This window comes from Algibacter luteus (assembly GCF_030344935.1).
Lineage (GTDB): Bacteria > Bacteroidota > Bacteroidia > Flavobacteriales > Flavobacteriaceae > Arenitalea > Arenitalea lutea.
On the sequence record NZ_CP128313.1, the window covers coordinates 1707716 to 1724663 of the forward strand.

Below are 16948 nucleotides of genomic sequence, written 5' to 3' on the forward strand. Positions count from 1 at the left end.
AATTATTATTCAATTAATACTTTCTTGGAAACTATACCATCTTCCGTATTTAATTTTATGATAAAAGTTCCAGCTTGTATTTTATTCGTTTTAAATTCTAAATAATCTGAATTTTCATTATTAGTTTGATTAAATATAGATTGACCAAGTACATTATATAATTCTACTGATTGTATATTTTTTGAATTAGGATTATGAACAATAATACTTTCCTTTTCATTTGAGAAATATACATAGACGTATTCTTGGTCAAAATTATCGGTGCTTAAAGCAAAAGCATTATTTGAAAATGTTATTTCAAAACGATCAGCATATATTCCTGGACTTAAAACGATGCCGAAGTTACCATCCCTTAAATCGTGATACGTGTCTAATTCTAAATCGTGCACAAATATATTTTTACTTTCATCAATGTTTTCTAAAGCATCAATTTTAATTACAGCTAATCCTTCTTTATTAATTTTCATTGTAAATGGGATTTTTTGCGATTCATTAAAATCACCTAGTGCTTGAATTAGAAGGTCTGTACCATTCAAATTCCAATACATATCTTCACGATTTGATTCGGCTAGAATAGCTTCATAACCTAAATCAAAATCATTAGAAGCATTTTTATCTACTCCAACTAGTAATTGACGATGGTAACCGTCTGGAGAATCAAACATTAATCTTATTTTTTCTCTTGTATCTTTTATCTTATTAGCGGTAGTTTTAGAATTTTTACCAGTTTTATGAAATACAGAACCTGTATTACTTCCAGAAACAATCTCTTTTTGAAATGCCCTTTGGCTATTTTTAATTAAAATATTACCACCAACAATTGGTTGCGTTAATCCGGTTAAACCACCATCATCAACTGCTGATACGAAAAATCCTTGTCCAACAGCTATATAGCGTTCCGGAAGTTTAGTTCCAGAAGCATAACTTGCATTTATTCTTGTATCTGTAGAAATTGCAACGGTTCCTCCTAATAAGGTATATACTGCATAACCACCTTCATAATCACTTAAATAATGACTGTTATTTGTAAAGTGATCCCAGAAATAGAGTGCACCGTTAATAACATTAGTTGTATTGGTTCCACCATCGGTAGTACTAATATTATCTAATATAAATTGATTAGCATCTAAAGCAGAAGGGTATGGGTTACCAATTAAATACTCATTATCAACAGTAACAGCTAAACTAAAATCTCCGTTATTAGGTTGTCCTAAGAATTCATAATTCTGGTCTGGTGTTCCTGTACCAGGGCCTTTCATTGTAAAACCTTCACCTACATTTAGCGACCCAGTACTTCGTACATGTTGCCATTCACTATAGGTGTCATTTGGTCTATTTGTATATTTCCAAATCCAATAATCTGCATTTCTTACTGGGGAAGTCGTTCCGTTATATCCAGAAGTTAAGAAGCCAACATTGTTAATAACATCTGGTATCGTATATGCCGCATTACTGGTAGGAGCTACTGGCGAACACCAATAATTATACAAAAATGTATTTGAATAACCTTGTTGGTCACGTTCCAAAGTACCTGTGCTTGCAGCATCAAAATCACTTTGATCTGTTTGTACTAATTGAGATTCTCCCTCTAAATCTATAGTTCCGTCTAGTTTTAAATAGTGTGTTACTGTTAAACCAATACCAGTATTAGAAGCGGTACTCCCGTTAACTTGTAAATCGCCACTATTGATAATTAAAGCTTCAACTGAACAATCTCTCGATCTAGCATCTGTAGTGTTTGCACCAAGGTATAAATCATGGTTCATTTCAACTATATTCCAGTCAATTGGTGTAGTTCCGTCAATAATGGAAAGTGCATTTGGTAATGTTTGAACAGTATTGTTTAACCATGTTGCACTTGCATCCCATGACCCTGCAGCCTGCGTTTGATATGGCAGGGGTGCAGTTTGAAAATCAACTGTATTTAAATTTCTTAAAGCCCCTTGATTTCCATTTCCAGACATATCATCTGTATTTGTATAAGTATAAACAGACATTGGGTAATATCCAGCTAAATCGGTCCAAGGTATTGCGCTTATTTCATTTTTAGTAATACTGGTTGGAATAACATCACCATATTCTAATGCTAAAGTAATATCATTAGAAATTTCTTGGTTCATGATATATCTTAATTGATCTACTGAAAGCGCCCTATCCCAAACTCTTACTTCATCTATATTTCCTCCAAAATAATCTGTTGTATTAGGATCCCATCCATCTGCAGCCGCAATAAGAAACTTTTGAGAAGTAGCTACAGGTGCGGGTAATCCGGTTGCTGAAGTATCTGGAACGCCATCAATGTATAAAGTGGCAGTACCATTATCATAAATAACAGCTACTTGATGCCATTCATTTGCAGGTATTGCTACAGAAGATGTTAAGGCTGCGGCACCACCATTCAATGTAAATTCTAATCTACCAAGTGCATTGATTCTTAAATCATAACCTTCGCTATTGGCCGCATTTCTTTTGGAAAGAATGGAAGCATTTAAAGTAGTAAGATTTTTTTTAATCCATGCAGACACTGTAAATTCAGTTGGGTTTAAATCTAAATTATCTTCAATGTCTATATAATCAACAGCACCATCAAAATATACTGAGCGTTCTACAATGACTTGAGGTGCATATCCAAAAGTGATGTATTTAGTGCCACTAAAATCATAATTCGTTTCTAAATTCCCGCTACCATCGGCAGTCATTACTCTATAATCTGCAGTTGGATCAAATACACCATTATCAGAAATAAACATATAGTAATTACCAGGAGGTGTGATATTTCGAATAGCATTTTGTGGAATCCTTACTTTACATGAAGGAATATCACCTCCAGTTTCAACAACTTTCCATATACGTTGCATCGCAACAAATGAAACAGGTGTTGATAAACCAGCGATACCAGAGCTCATATCTACATTTACCGTTGAAGCAGCTAAGTTTAAATCGACCCCATTATTACCCCACACTAGGAATTCTCTATCATTAAAATTGGTAGGGTTACTGGTTATATTATCGCTGTTAGTATCATAAATATCAGTTAATCCAATAGATAAAATACCTTCAATTAATCCTGTGCCATCTGTAGCATCGTTTGAGCTACTTGACTGTTTTTGTGTTAATTCTGAAGCATCATCTCTACCTATTCCGGCAACATCATAGTTATATCCGCTGTTTGCACTTGTATCCCAAATTACTGTATTTTGAGAATCGATATAATCTTTATCATTTAAATTAATAGCAGTAGTACTTCCAGTATCATGAAGTGTAATGCCATATTTTAAACAAAGTGCAGATAGAATTTTATGCTGATCTGTTGATGAATTTGTTAAAGAATAACTTAATACTTCACTAATTTTTCCGTCAAAAAATGTATCAAAAGGGTGGCCATTTATAGAAATACGTCCACTACCTAAACAAAAATAAGAATTTAAATATTCTGTAAACGGTAAGGTTTCAAAACTAGTTGAAGTTTCACCAGTAATATTGTCAATTCTAATACCATTTTTATAAATTTCAGTTGACGTGTTAGTGGCATTATTTTTAATATTAAATACAATAACATCACTATCATAGAAATCAGTAGCGCTTGAATAAGTACGTCCATACGAGCCTTCTGGAGCAACACCGGCAGTTAAACTACCTGGTACAGTACTTACCATATGATTCACCATAGAATCGTAATTTTGAAATCTTTGAGATCCAGCACCAAAGTATAATCCAGTACCATCACTATGCATAATTTTTGTGGCATATCTTCCCGATATTGGTGCTTGTGTATTTGAAACTTGGTTATCAATAATTCCATCTGTTTTTAAGACAATGTAGTAATCTCTAGCATAATACCCACCTTTACCCTTCATTAAATCTTGATTGGCTTTCGTAAAATCAACGTAAGGATTAAAGTTTATATTTCCAGCAGCATTGTTATTATAAACTGGGCTATTTGATGTTATACTTATAGCATCATTATCTTGTGCTTGGTCGTTCCAAATTGCAATATCAGTGCCATCAGTAACAGTACCTATTTCAGAATCTGCTTTTAACCATAGTTTTAAATTATTCGTGACACCGCCTGGTGCAAAAGTAGGATCTGAAAATGCCACATAAGGATCTCCATGAATGAATACGTTATCAAACATAAATCCATCGCCATTCGAAGTTTGAGTTGCGAAAAATACTCGAAATTGTACTGTAGCTTGATTATCTATCGCAGAAGGTAAAGAAATAGAAGCTTCGTTGAAATTATTACGTCCACTTATATATGTAGTAGGAGAATTACTGGGGTCATAAGTTGGATTATAACCACTCCAACCATTAACACTGCCTAATGAGTTAACACTAGCAGAATCGTACCAATTCGTTCCGGAACCAGTGGCACCCAAAGTTGTCCAAGTAGTGCCATCTGTTGTGTATTCGATTAAGGCACCATCATTGGTGTCAGTACTGTATAGAACATCTATCTTAAATTCTAAGTTATAGAATCCAGTTAAATCAATGACTGGACTTGTTGCGTATGTTGAAGTGTTATTTGCGTAATTATTAAAATTGTTTGTGTACCAATAATTCCCTTCTCCAACTTCAGCGGCATCTGTTCCATACGCAAAAGTAGAACCAGATCCAGTATCTGTCATAGTCCAACCACCATTACTGTTATCGAAATTTTCATAGTAAATAGTATATTCTGGTGGACCTAATAAACCTGTACCTTGAATATCAAAATTATATGGATCTTCATCTGAATCGTTATTTGCGATACTAATAGTGGCTGTTCTTAAGCCAGAAGCGCTAGGGTCAAATGTAATTTCGAAAGTTGTACTGCTGCTACCAGCAATTGTGGAAGCTGGTATTACAGTAACAGTAAAGTCAGCTGCATGTGTTCCTGTAATTGTTACATATGGTGAAGCTCCAGTTAAATTAAGACTAGAGACGGTTCCTAAATTTTGAATAGTAAATGTATTTGCATTGGTACCACTTGCTACATTAATGCCACCAAAATCGGTATCATCAGCAGTAGCAGGTGTATTATCGCCATCTGCAATATCAGCACCATTACCTTGTACGTTCATTTCTTGTAATGTAGTCGTTCCAGTTCCTTGAATGTTAAAATTATAAGGGTTTTCATTAGTGTCATCGTTGTCAATACTAACAGTTGCTGTTCTTAAACCGGTTGCACTCGGATTGAACGTAATAGTAAATGTTGTACTTCCTGAAGAGGCAACTGTTGCTGCGGGAGTTGCTGTAACCGTAAAATCTCCTGGATGTGCGCCACCTATAACTACTCTCGGCGTACCTGTTAAACTCAGAGTTCCGGTACCTGTATTTTGAATGGTAAAAGTATTGGCGTTTGAGCCAACAGTAACATCTACATTTCCAAAATCGGTATCATCTGCAGTAGTAGGAGTTGTATCTCCGTCTACAATGTTAGTAGCATTACCTTGAACGTTTATTTCAGGAAAAGTACCTAACGTGGCAGTCATCGAAACGTTATCAATAGCAATATCACCATTCCAACTTGCTCCTCTAACCCCTCTAAATCTAATTTTTATTGTTTGACCAACGTATGCTGCTAAATCTAAGTTAACCTGATTATAGGCTTGTCCATTAGACGTTTGAACTTGTGTTGTTTGAGACCATAATAAGTTAGGGTAGGAAGTTCCGTTATCTGTACTTAATTCTACGTATAAACCACCTATGTTTGCGCCGTATATATGATACCAAAAAGAAAATGTGGCAGCAGAGGCACTTGTTAAATTAAAACAGGGACTTTCAAAATTTGCAGTATCTCCATTAGATCTAGGCGATGAGGTTTCAATATACATATACCATGTATCTCCTTGTCCAGTGTTTGGGCCTGTTCCCGTTGAAGGTGTTCCTCCAGAATCCCTAGTCCAATTAAAATTATCTCCAGTATCTTGAGTCCATCCTCCTATGCCAGATTCAAAATTTTGGCTATAGGGATATGTATTAATAGTGGAACCACAAGTTTGTGAGATTCCATTATGTGAGAGTAATACACCTAATATAAGTATACTAGCCCTTATTAAAAAAGTAATTTTTCTCATAAGAGGTTAAATTTAGCTTGGGACTAATTATTTTACTCTACAAAAGTAGATGATAACTCCATGAAATACAAATTTAATCGATGAAATGCACAATGTATGTTTGATTATATTGATAATCAGATAGTTAAAAATATTGATTTCTATGATATTTTAACTATTATTCAGGAAATTGAATGATAATTACTTAAGAACAAAAAAAGGGATGAATTTTATTAAAATTCATCCCTTTAGATTAAGATTACGTTGATTTAAGAACGATTAGTATTTAATCAATCTCTTGTAAGTTATTAAACCTGATTTCTTATTTATGATTTTAAACAGGTATGGTGCTTGATCGAGTTTATCTAAATCTTTAATTTGGATTTCATTATTCATGCTCGTATAACTTCTATCTATGATTATTCTACCATTTAAATCAAATACCTTAATGTTAAACTCACTATTAGTAAATCCTAACGGAAGTTTTATTGAGATATAATCATTAAACGGATTAGGAGTAACAGTTAATCTTTCAAGACTCAAATCTTCTGATTCTAGTGTTGTTAGGTCTGATCCATTACAATCTTGATCTATACCATCATTCGGAACTTCTGTAGCGCCAGGGTAAACGGTATTGTCGTTATCATCACAGTCGTCTATAGTAGGCGCAGTTGTCGAGTACCCACCAGGGTTTGTACACTGTGTAGCGGTTAACTGGCTTCCGAAGTAACCATCAGAATCATTATCTACACCTAAGTACCATACGGTAGTCGGGTTGATATTAGCATCCGTATCATCACAGTCGTCAATAGTAGGCGCTGTAGTCGAGTACCCACCAGGGTTTGTACACTGAGTAGCGGTCAATTGGCTTCCGAAGTAACCATCAGAATCATTATCTACACCTAAGTACCATACGGTAGTTGGGTTGATATTAGCATCCGTATCGTCACAGTCGTCAATAGTAGGTGCAGTTGTCGAGTACCCACCAGGGTTTGTACACTGTGTAGCGGTTAATTGGCTTCCGAAGTAACCATCGCTATCACTATCTACACCTAAGTACCATACGGTAGTCGGGTTGATATTAGCATCCGTATCGTCACAGTCGTCAATAGTAGGCGCTGTAGTCGAGTAGCCACCAGGGTTTGTACACTGTGTAGCGGTTAACTGGCTTCCGAAGTAACCATCAGAATCATTATCTACACCTAAGTACCACACGGTAGTTGGGTTGATATTAGCATCCGTATCATCACAGTCGTCAATAGTAGGCGCTGTTGTTGAGTATCCACCAGGGTTTGTACACTGTGTAGCGGTTAATTGGCTTCCGAAGTAACCATCAGAATCATTATCTACACCTAAGTACCATACGGTAGTTGGGTTGATATTAGCATCCGTATCATCACAGTCGTCAATAGTAGGCGCTGTTGTTGAGTATCCACCAGGGTTTGTACACTGTGTAGCGGTTAATTGGCTTCCGAAGTAACCATCGCTATCATTATCTACACCTAAGTACCATACGGTAGTTGGGTTGATATTAGCATCCGTATCATCACAGTCGTCAATAGTAGGCGCTGTAGTCGAGTACCCACCAGGGTTTGTACACTGTGTAGCGGTTAACTGGCTTCCGAAGTAACCATCGCTATCATTATCTACACCTAAGTACCATACGGTAGTTGGGTTGATATTAGCATCCGTATCATCACAGTCGTCAATAGTAGGCGCTGTTGTTGAGTATCCACCAGGGTTTGTACACTGTGTAGCGGTTAATTGGCTTCCGAAGTACCCATCAGAATCATTATCTACACCTAAGTACCATACGGTAGTCGGGTTGATATTAGCATCCGTATCATCACAGTCGTCAATAGTAGGCGCTGTAGTTGAGTACCCACCAGGGTTTGTACACTGTGTAGCGGTTAACTGGCTTCCGAAGTAACCATCGCTATCATTATCTACACCTAAGTACCATACGGTAGTCGGGTTGATATTAGCATCGGTATCATCACAGTCGTCAATAGTAGGCGCTGTTGTTGAGTAGCCACCAGGGTTTGTACACTGAGTAGCGGTTAATTGGCTTCCGAAGTAACCATCAGAATCATTATCTACACCTAAGTACCATACGGTAGTCGGGTTGATATTAGCATCCGTATCATCACAGTCGTCAATAGTAGGTGCGGTTGTCGAGTACCCACCAGGGTTTGTACACTGAGTAGCGGTCAATTGGCTTCCGAAGTAACCATCAGAATCATTATCTACACCTAAGTACCATACGGTAGTTGGGTTGATATTAGCATCCGTATCGTCACAGTCGTCAATAGTAGGTGCAGTTGTCGAGTACCCACCAGGGTTTGTACACTGTGTAGCGGTTAATTGGCTTCCGAAGTAACCATCGCTATCACTATCTACACCTAAGTACCATACTGTAGTCGGGTTGATATTAGCATCCGTATCGTCACAGTCGTCAATAGTAGGCGCTGTAGTCGAGTAGCCACCAGGGTTTGTACACTGTGTAGCGGTTAACTGGCTTCCGAAGTAACCATCAGAATCATTATCTACACCTAAGTACCACACGGTAGTTGGGTTGATATTAGCATCCGTATCATCACAGTCGTCAATAGTAGGCGCTGTTGTTGAGTATCCACCAGGGTTTGTACACTGTGTAGCGGTTAATTGGCTTCCGAAGTAACCATCAGAATCACTATCTACACCTAAGTACCATACGGTAGTCGGGTTGATATTAGCATCCGTATCATCACAGTCGTCAATAGTAGGCGCTGTAGTTGAGTACCCACCAGGGTTTGTACACTGTGTAGCGGTTAATTGGCTTCCGAAGTAACCATCAGAATCATTATCTACACCTAAGTACCATACGGTAGTTGGGTTGATATTAGCATCCGTATCATCACAGTCGTCAATAGTAGGCGCTGTAGTCGAGTACCCACCAGGGTTTGTACACTGTGTAGCGGTTAACTGGCTTCCGAAGTAACCATCAGAATCATTATCTACACCTAAGTACCATACGGTAGTTGGGTTGATATTAGCATCCGTATCATCACAGTCGTCAATAGTAGGCGCTGTTGTTGAGTATCCACCAGGGTTTGTACACTGTGTAGCGGTTAATTGGCTTCCGAAGTAACCATCAGAATCACTATCTACACCTAAGTACCATACTGTAGTCGGGTTGATATTAGCATCCGTATCATCACAGTCGTCAATAGTAGGCGCTGTAGTCGAGTACCCACCAGGGTTTGTACACTGAGTAGCGGTTAACTGGCTTCCGAAGTAACCATCAGAATCATTATCTACACCTAAGTACCATACGGTAGTTGGGTTGATATTAGCATCCGTATCATCACAGTCGTCAATAGTAGGCGCTGTAGTTGAGTATCCACCAGGGTTTGTACACTGAGTAGCGGTTAACTGGCTTCCGAAGTACCCATCAGAATCACTATCTACACCTAAGTACCACACGGTAGTCGGGTTGATATTAGCATCCGTATCATCACAGTCGTCAATAGTAGGCGCTGTTGTTGAGTATCCACCAGGGTTTGTACACTGTGTAGCGGTTAACTGGCTTCCGAAGTAACCATCAGAATCACTATCTACACCTAAGTACCACACGGTAGTCGGGTTGATATTAGCATCCGTATCATCACAGTCGTCAATAGTAGGCGCTGTTGTTGAGTATCCACCAGGGTTTGTACACTGTGTAGCGGTTAACTGGCTTCCGAAGTAACCATCGCTATCACTATCTACACCTAAGTACCACACGGTAGTCGGGTTGATATTAGCATCCGTATCATCACAGTCGTCAATAGTAGGCGCTGTAGTCGAGTACCCACCAGGGTTTGTACACTGTGTAGCGGTTAACTGGCTTCCGAAGTAACCATCGCTATCACTATCTACACCTAAGTACCACACGGTAGTCGGGTTGATATTAGCATCCGTATCGTCACAGTCGTCAATAGTAGGTGCAGTTGTCGAGTACCCACCAGGGTTTGTACACTGAGTAGCGGTTAACTGGCTTCCGAAGTAACCATCGCTATCATTATCTACACCTAAGTACCATACGGTAGTCGGGTTGATATTAGCATCCGTATCATCACAGTCGTCAATAGTAGGCGCTGTAGTTGAGTATCCACCAGGGTTTGTACACTGTGTAGCGGTTAACTGGCTTCCGAAGTACCCATCAGAATCATTATCTACACCTAAGTACCATACGGTAGTCGGGTTGATATTAGCATCCGTATCATCACAGTCGTCAATAGTAGGCGCTGTAGTTGAGTATCCACCAGGGTTTGTACACTGTGTAGCGGTTAACTGGCTTCCGAAGTACCCATCAGAATCATTATCTACACCTAAGTACCACACGGTAGTCGGGTTGATATTAGCATCCGTATCATCACAGTCGTCAATAGTAGGCGCTGTAGTCGAGTACCCACCAGGGTTTGTACACTGCGTAGCGGTTAACTGGCTTCCGAAGTACCCATCAGAATCATTATCTACACCTAAGTACCATACGGTAGTCGGGTTGATATTAGCATCCGTATCATCACAGTCGTCAATAGTAGGCGCTGTAGTTGAGTATCCACCAGGGTTTGTACACTGGGTAGCGGTTAACTGGCTTCCGAAGTACCCATCAGAATCATTATCTACACCTAAGTACCATACGGTAGTCGGGTTGATATTAGCATCCGTATCATCACAGTCGTCAATAGTAGGTGCAGTTGTCGAGTACCCACCAGGGTTTGTACACTGTGTAGCGGTTAACTGGCTTCCGAAGTACCCATCAGAATCATTATCTACACCTAAGTACCACACGGTAGTTGGGTTGATATTAGCATCCGTATCATCACAGTCCGTATTATCTGCAACATATCCAACAGGTTGGGATGCTGCAACTTGACTTACAGCCGGATTCCCATAAGTATCACTATCTAAATCTTGATACCACGTGGTTAAGCTACTCGTAATATTTATGGTATAGTCTTCAACCTCTCCATAAGTAAATGATTCACAGGAATTAGTAGCAGTTTGTCCCTCACTACCATAATATTTCGAAATTATGCGCATTCTAGTTGAGCCTAAAGCAGCGTCATTAGGAATTGTAATATTAGTTGTTATTGGACTAATAGTAGAAGCACCGTTTGCAAGAACTTGCTCCCCAGTATCTAAAAAGTCTCCATCTTTATTAAAATCTATCCAAACCGAAGTTGCTAAATTATACTGAGTTCCAGTATAAAATTTAGATATAGAAATAGTTTCAGTGCTATTTAAGACTAATGATGTACTTAATGATGTGTGGTCAGAATATCCCGTAGGACTAGCTGTCGAATTATTATTTATGGTTCCAAAAGTAACATTGTTAATATAAAAAAAAGTTCCATCGTCACCATCAGCAGAGCAATATGTAGGTTCTGTAGTTGTGAAGTTAGCGGAAGCTGTATACGCTGAATTACTAGCCATACATTTTGATCTTACTTGCACTTCATATTCAGTAGATGTTGTTAATCCAGTTAAAGGATAACTACTTGTTGTAATATCAAAGATATCAATCCATGTGCCTGAAGCAGTTGCTTTGTATCTTAAGTCATAAGTCGCTGATGGTACATTGTCCCATAAAACAGTAGCTGTAGATGAAGCAACATTAGAAGTTGATAAATTAGTAGGAACATCTGTTACACAAGCAATGTCAATGCCTAATATTTTGAAATCATCAAAAATAAAACCATCAAAAGTAGTCGTTAAATCATCTTCTCGATTTGAACTATCTGTTTTAAATCTAAAACGAAATTGAACACTATTTTGTTGATATAAAAAAGTATTATCATCATTATTGATAAGAAATTCTTCCATAACCCATTTATCCATACTATCACCATCATATACAATATCTCCGTTAGTTGATTGGTGCGTGTCTGTCGTTTTGTTTAAATGAAAATTGGTTAAAGAAGTGGCAGCTGGTTTGTTGTATTTCCCACAAAGTGCAGTCCAATTAGTTCCACCATCAATACTGGCTTCAAATTGCACCATATCGTAGTTTCTTTCTAGATCCCATTTGGCATAGAATTGCACTAAAGCATGAGAAGAAGATGATAAATCTATGGTTGAATTTAAGGTTAAGGTTTTATTTTCGTTATTTGAATAAGCACCAGAAGGGGAGTCTGTAATAGCTACAGAACCATTATGTGCGTCTGCAGTTGTGCCCCAAGTACCACCTGAAGTTGTCCAATTTGATATATTGGTGTCATTATCTTGAAACAGTGTATTAGGCTGATAATACTTTACATAATTTGCTCTATAAATAATAAAATCGTCGTTACTTAAAGTAACCTGAAATTCTATTTTGTCGTTTGGTTGAATACCAGCATCCAGTGTATAAGGCACATTTAAATTTCTTTGTTCTAATTTGGTCCAACCTGTCTGTAAAGCAGGAGAAGTCATAGAAGTAATATTTGAAGAAACTGGAGTAACGGTTAATGTAATATCGTTATAAGTTTTTCCTAAGTATTCAACACCAAAAATTAAATTACCAGAAGTAGAAGAAATATCATTCGTGTTTAAATCGTGAAGTTTCGCAAATTTCCCAGAGTGCATTACAGAAATAAGGTTCATTCTCATAGCGCGTCTAGCTATGTCTACAATTAAAGTTGTTGTTGGCCAAAAGTCATCACCATTTTCTGGAGTAAGTGCTAAAACATCTTTACCAGAACCAGAACTAGTTTGAGACGGCGTACCAGAAGTTACACTTGGGCCACCTAACATCCAGTCATTAACATCACCATTGGCTTCATACAATGTATTCGGTGCAGAGCCATAAATATATCTGTTGTATTGCGTTAAATCATGACAAATTTTAGCATATTCGTCTTCTCTTCCTGAATCCGTAGCAGAAGCATCTCCATTATAAGAGGATGTTACAATTGAATTTAAACCACCATGATGATTTACTGCCACTTTTATATCATGACTTGCAATAAACTCTTGCACAATTTGAGTTTCAGGTTCAGAACCAGCTGTGGGACCTCTATAAGTATTGCTGCTCGTTGTTGGAGAAGAACCAGAATTGTCCCAACCCCAATAATAGTTGAAATTCCTGTTTAAATCAACCCCACGTACATTATTGTTTGGATTTGTGGTACCATTATCCGCGGCACCAGGTCTTAAATTTTTACGTTGTAATCCACCACCAGTAGGTTCAATAACCTCGTTCCATCGATACCCATCAGGGTTACTTATTGGCATGATGTAAATCTCGTGATTGTCAACTATATTTTTTATAAACGGATCGGTACTATAATTTTCAAGTATATACCACATGAAATAAAAGGTGTTCATTACACTACTTATTTCTCTGGCATGCATGGCTCCAGTAATTAAGGTTTCTGGCTCGTTAGCTTCATCTGTATCTGGATTATCAGAGATTCTTACGTAATAAATGGGTTGTCCAGCCCATGTTGTACCACCAGTTGAATTACCATGTGTTTTGGTATTAGAAGTAGAAGCATCTGTTTTTACAGAAATTAAATTGGGGTACATAGAACGCATTAAATCAAGTTCTGCATAAGCTTCGCTTAAAGTTAAAGCTCCACCCATTGTACCAAGCTTAAAATTGGCAGGTGCTGCCCAATCAATTTCATCGCAATCATCATGTTGAGCAGGGTTGTCCATTAAACTGCTTTTTTTACTTAAAGATTTGTTTGCATTGATTAAGGCTGCTTTTTGCTGCTCTCTTTTCAACGCAGCTTTAGCTATTGGTAACTCTCTTTCAAATTTTTGTTTGTAATAGGTGGATAAGTCATCGATTAAAACATTATAACTAATACCATTATTATCTAGAAGTAATAATTCGGCATAACTCAATTCTAATTGAAGGTTGTTATTAACAAATTTTGGTCCACAAGACAAGTCGATCCCTGCTTTTTGAATATTTTGTAGGGTGAAATTTGAGGGATTAGGAACCGCAATTCTTTTTGCGGTCTGATTTAGGTTTTGAGAGAAACTAAATTGTGCTATTAAAATAAGCATTAAGCCTAAGAGAGTAATTTTCTTCATCAGATTTTGGGGTTTGAATGAATTTTGTGGGGCTAAGATAGAATTTTTATCTATTAATATCTGTGAAACGCAAAAAAATCCGATGAAATGCAATATGTTTTTTTACAATAAAATGTAATAGATTGATTATTAGAATTTTATATTATATAAATCAATAAATATTTATGAAGGTAAAATATTACTAAAATTGCCTTTTATAGTATATTTCTCATAAAAAAATGATTAAACACGTTCATTAAGACCAAGTTTATGACCGTAAAAGGCATAGTAAAGGATAATTAAATAACAAGGGATTAAAATCCAGTAACCATAAGATGCGGCTTCGGCAGTTGCATTAATTTCGTTAATACCCGAGTTGATGAGAAGTTCTTTTTTATTATCGACTAAAGTGCCGTATAACGGCGGTATGATAGCGCCACCACTTATAGCCATTATTAGTAGGGCAGACGCTGTTTTTGTAAACTTTCCTAATCCATTCAAGGCTAGGGGCCATACTGCAGGCCATACTAAAGCATTCGCAATACCAAGTGCTGCAACAAAAAGTACTGAAGTAAATCCGTTAGTAAATAAAATACAACAAGATAAAATGACACCCAAAATAGCACTAGCCTTTAAAGCAAAAGATTGACTCATGTATTTAGGAATTAAAAAGACACCTAACGCATATGTAGCAACCATTGCCATTAAAGTAAACAAAGTGAAAAACTTGGCTTCTTCACCGGGTATATTTAATGATATGCCATAAGCAATAATGGTATCTCCTGCAATCACTTCAGCACCAACGTAAACAAAAAGTGCTAAAACGCCCATCCATAAGTGCGGAAATTGAAAAATATTTGATTTTGCCTTTCCTCCAGATTCCGAGACCTCTATTGGTTTCGCTTCAACATGCGGTAACGGTGCTTTTCTAATTAAAATTCCTAAAATAATCAAAACCACTGCCATTGCAATGTATGGCGTTACCACACTATCAGCCATGGTATCTAATAAAGTTGCTTTTTCTGCATCATCAACTGTACTCAGTTTTTCTTTTATTTCATCTATCCCAGACAATAAAATAGCTCCAAAAATAACTGATCCTAAAGCCCCTGCTACTTTGTTTGCTATTCCCATTATGGCAATACGTTTAGCAGCACTTTCTATGGGCCCCAGTATGGTAATGTAAGGGTTAGAAGCAGTTTGTAATAAAGTCATTCCCGTGCCTTGAATAAATATGGCTAATAAAAACATCCAATACGTTCGTGCTTCAGCAGCTGGAATAAAAACTAAGGCACCAATGGCCATAACAATTAAGCCTAAAGACATTCCTTTTCGATATCCAATTTTGTTTAATATATAAGATGCTGGTAGCGCCATAACCACGAAAGAAATATAGGATGCCGAAGCGACAAGGTACGATTGAGCTTCAGTTAATTCATTAATGGTTTTCATAAAAGGAATGAGCGCTCCGTTTATCCAAGTCACAAATCCGAAAATGAAAAACAAACCAGCAATAATGATTATTGGGATTAACGTATTACTAGAATTATTTTGAGCAGTATTGGTTTTATTAGTCATCTTTATCAGTGCGTTTTAAGATTTTAAATGTAATGATAAATTTTGGTACTTATAAACTAAGTTTCTTGTGGAGTTATTATACTATTTTATAAGACTCAGATTTGAAAGCATTCAGTTTTATGAAATATTTTACGATAATATTTTTTCAATCCGAAAGAATTATCTATATTTGGAAAACCAAACTGGTTAACCAGTTTGATTAACCCACAATCTTCCCTTTTTCCTATAGGTGTTATAAATAAACTAATTATTAACAAATTATTTAAAACAAAACGTATGAAAACAAAAATACTTTTTACAAAGCAAAATTCTAAATCACTGTGCATCTTTATGATGTTATGCTTATGTTTTAACAATGGATGGAGCCAAGAACTTGTTAAAAACGGTACTTGTGATGAGCACGGAACAGGCGCTGACACCTCAAACACTAGTGATAATGCAGATGCTTGGGATATGACTCCTAATAGCACACTAAATGGCGGTATAACTAGTCCTTATAGGTACGATGCAACTACTAATCCTGATGGTTGGAGAAATGATGCTTTAGAAGATTATATTGAAGCTACATATACAACAGATCCTATGGATTTATATGGTACTGATGAACAACCAGGTTCTACATCTAGTGGAAATAACGGTACTAGAGGAGTTAAATTATACGACGATGCCGACGGACAGCCTGTTATAACTCAATCTACACGTCGGTTATATCAGAGAGTAGTAGGACTTATTATAGGTAATGTTTATAATTTCTCTATAGATTCTCGTTCTGAAGCAGCAGGTACACCATCACAAGTGTATATACTAAATAACGAAATTGCCGATGAGACAGGTATTAACACTAATGGTTATACCGATACATCGGTTGTTGCAGGAATGGATATTACTAATGATGAAGGTACGTGGGTAACAAACACATTTTCTTTTACGGCAACAACTACTGATGTTGTGATTTATGTAAGGTCACTTAATTCTATAGATGGAAGTACTGAGGTGTTTTATGATAATATTTCGCTCGTTAAGGATGCAACGGCATCCGTATCTGATTTTTCCTCTAGTTTTAAACTATATCCTAATCCAGCTCAAGATTTCATTTATATTGAATCAAAAACTGTAAAATTATCTTCTGTAGATATATTTAATGTTTTAGGATCTAAAATTATGACTTCTAAAATTTTAAATAAGCGTATAAATGTTGCTAATTTGACTAAAGGTGTTTATTTCATGAAAATAAATGCTGAAGAAGGCGGAAGCGTTACGAAAAAAGTAGTTATTGAATAAAACAAATAAATAATAAAAAAAGC

4 protein-coding genes are annotated in these 16948 nt (G+C 37.0%); 1 reads left to right on the forward strand and 3 read right to left on the reverse strand.

Features of this window, described 5'->3' with window-relative positions; genetic code table 11:
* Nucleotides 1-5 precede the first annotated feature (5 nt).
* The 3 genes from O5O44_RS07240 to O5O44_RS07250 form a co-directional block, all read right to left on the reverse strand.
* Nucleotides 6-6059 (reverse strand): choice-of-anchor D domain-containing protein, encoded by a 6054-nt coding sequence (locus tag O5O44_RS07240; protein WP_289196337.1) that lies wholly within the window; start codon nt 6057-6059, stop codon nt 6-8.
* A 258-nt stretch (nt 6060-6317) separates the two neighbouring features.
* Entirely contained in the window at nt 6318-14087 is a 7770-nt protein-coding gene (locus O5O44_RS07245) for a M14 family zinc carboxypeptidase (RefSeq protein WP_289196338.1), read from the reverse strand.
* Between the two features lie 222 nt (nt 14088-14309).
* The gene (locus tag O5O44_RS07250; RefSeq protein ID WP_289196339.1) at nt 14310-15644 is read right to left on the reverse strand and encodes a sugar MFS transporter; all 1335 of its coding nucleotides are present in this window, start codon (nt 15642-15644) and stop codon (nt 14310-14312) included.
* Nucleotides 15645-15920: 276 nt separating this feature from the next.
* On the opposite strand from O5O44_RS07250, the gene O5O44_RS07255 reads away from it, so the two are divergent.
* On the forward strand, nt 15921-16925 hold the full coding sequence (locus tag O5O44_RS07255) for a T9SS type A sorting domain-containing protein (RefSeq protein WP_289196340.1): 1005 nt from the start codon (nt 15921-15923) through the stop codon (nt 16923-16925).
* Nucleotides 16926-16948 lie beyond the last annotated feature (23 nt).